This is a genomic window from Pseudomonas sp. 05N434 (assembly GCF_056396965.1).
This window is the reverse complement of sequence record NZ_JBFTMK010000651.1, coordinates 1-2,516: the sequence shown is the minus strand read 5'-3', so window position 1 is coordinate 2,516 and position 2,516 is coordinate 1. Positions and strand designations below refer to the sequence as shown.

2 protein-coding genes are annotated in these 2,516 nt (G+C 60.1%); one reads left to right on the top strand and one right to left on the bottom strand.

Translation table 11 applies throughout. The features are described from left to right. Positions 1–113: 113 nt before the first annotated feature. Complete coding sequence (apbC, locus tag AC1DLB_RS27470) at positions 114–1,208, bottom strand: iron-sulfur cluster carrier protein ApbC (protein ID WP_018926592.1); 1,095 nt, start codon at positions 1,206–1,208, stop codon at positions 114–116. A gap of 198 nt (positions 1,209–1,406) precedes the next feature. On the opposite strand from apbC, the gene metG reads away from it, so the two are divergent. Continuing rightward, positions 1,407–2,516: methionine--tRNA ligase (gene metG, locus AC1DLB_RS27465; RefSeq protein WP_477786047.1), on the top strand; the 1,110-nt coding region annotated here is incomplete at its 3' end.

Below are 2,516 nucleotides of genomic sequence, written 5' to 3'. Positions count from 1 at the left end.
CTACTACACTGGTCGGATTCTGGAGCTGGATGGCGGGTTGCGTATCTAAAGCAATATCAAAAGATCGCAGCCTCGTGTCGAGCGAAGCGAGGCAGCGATCTCTTTTCAGCGATTTAATCGTCGCTGACGGTGATGTTCGGCATCGCCGGCGTCGCAGCTTCCTGCAACACGATCCGCGCGCCGACATGGCGGGCCAGTTCCTGGTAAACCATCGCAATCTGGCTGTCAGGCTCGGCGATCACCGTTGGCTTGCCGCCATCGGCCTGTTCGCGAATCAGCATCGACAGCGGCAACGAAGCCAACAGTTCGACGCCATACTGGTTGGCCAGCTTCACCCCCCCGCCCTCACCGAACAAATGCTCGGCATGCCCGCAGTTGGAGCAGATGTGCACGGCCATGTTTTCGACCACGCCCAGCACCGGGATGTTGACCTTGCGGAACATTTCCACGCCCTTGCGCGCATCCAGCAATGCCAGATCCTGCGGGGTGGTCACGATCACCGCACCGGCCACCGGGACTTTTTGCGCCAGGGTCAACTGGATGTCGCCGGTGCCTGGAGGCATGTCGATGACCAGGTAATCCAGGTCGCCCCAGGCCGTTTGCGTGACCAGTTGCAACAAGGCGCCGGACACCATCGGCCCACGCCAGACCATCGGCGTGTTGTCGTCGGTCAGGAAGGCCATGGACATCACTTCGACGCCATGGGACTCGATCGGAATGAACCATTTCTGATCCTTGACCTGAGGACGGGTGCCTTCAGGGATGCCGAACATGATGCCCTGGCTCGGACCGTAGATGTCCGCGTCGAGAATCCCCACTTTGGCACCTTCACGAGCCAACGCCAGCGCCAGGTTGGCGGCCGTGGTGGATTTGCCCACGCCTCCCTTTCCAGACGCCACGGCCACCACGTTTTTGACGTTGGCCAACCCCGGAATCTGTGCCTGGGCCTTGTGCGCGGCAATCACGCTGGTGATCTCGACACGGGCAGTGACCACGCCATCCAGGCCCTCGATGGCCATCTGCAACAACTGCGCCCAGCCACTCTTGAACAGACCGGCGGCGTAACCCAGCTCCAGCTGGACGCTGACGCGATCGCCCTGAATATCGATGCTGCGCACGCACCCGGCGCTGACCGGGTCCTGGTTCAGATAAGGGTCGGTGTATTGGCGAAGGACGGCTTCCACCGCTGCGCGATTGACGGCGCTCATGGGCAACTCCGATAGCAAGACTGGAAAATCAGGCGGGTATCCTAACCGTTCTGTCGCCTGGACGGGATGCTTTCAGAATATGACAAATATCTTATGACCGGCGGGTACAAAGGTCCGTGGAAGCTGGCCGTGGGGGTGAAAAATATGCGCCGGCGCTTTATAGTGGCCGACCTCCGTTTCATCAAGTAGCCGAGCCCCATGTCCGAGCCACGCAAGATCCTCGTCACCAGCGCCCTGCCCTATGCCAATGGTTCGATCCACCTCGGCCATATGCTGGAATACATCCAGACCGATATGTGGGTGCGCTTCCAGAAGCATCGCGGTAACCAATGCATTTATGTCTGCGCCGACGACGCCCACGGTTCGGCCATCATGCTGCGCGCAGAAAAGGAAGGCATCACCCCGGAACAACTGATCGCCAACGTCCAGGCTGAACACAGCGCCGACTTTGCCGAGTTCCTGGTGGACTTCGACAACTTCCACTCCACTCACGCCGAAGAAAACCGTGAGCTGTCGAGCCAGATCTACCTGAAGCTGCGCGACGCCGGGCACATCGCCACGCGCTCGATCACGCAGTACTTCGACCCGGAAAAGAAAATGTTCCTGGCCGACCGCTTCATCAAGGGCACCTGCCCGAAATGCGGCACCGAAGACCAGTACGGCGACAACTGCGAAAAATGCGGTGCAACCTACGCGCCGACCGACCTCAAAGATCCGAAGTCGGCAATCTCCGGCGCCACGCCGGTGCTCAAGGATTCCCAGCACTTCTTCTTCAAGCTGCCGGACTTCCAGGAAATGCTGCAAGCCTGGACCCGCAGCGGCACCTTGCAAGAGGCCGTGGCCAACAAGATCGCCGAATGGCTGGACGCCGGCTTGCAACAGTGGGACATCTCCCGCGATGCGCCGTACTTCGGCTTCGAAATTCCTGATGAACCAGGCAAGTACTTCTACGTGTGGCTGGACGCGCCGATCGGCTACATGGCCAGCTTCAAGAACCTGTGCAACCGTACGCCTGCACTTGATTTCGACGCGTTCTGGGGCAAGGACTCCACCGCCGAGCTGTACCACTTCATCGGCAAGGACATCGTCAACTTCCACGCCCTGTTCTGGCCAGCGATGCTCGAAGGCGCCGGTTTCCGTAAACCGACCGGCATCAACGTGCACGGCTACCTGACCGTCAACGGTCAGAAGATGTCCAAGTCCCGCGGCACCTTCATCAAGGCCCGGACCTATCTGGATCACCTGTCGCCGGAGATCGAGTTCGATACCTTTGCCGCGGTCGACCTGCGCGTCGCCCTGATCCTCAAG

Coding starts and splice junctions, on each gene's coding strand:
- apbC (WP_018926592.1), bottom strand. CDS start 1,208: ATGAGCGCCGTCAATCGCGCAGCGGTGGAAGCCGTCCTTCGCCAATAC.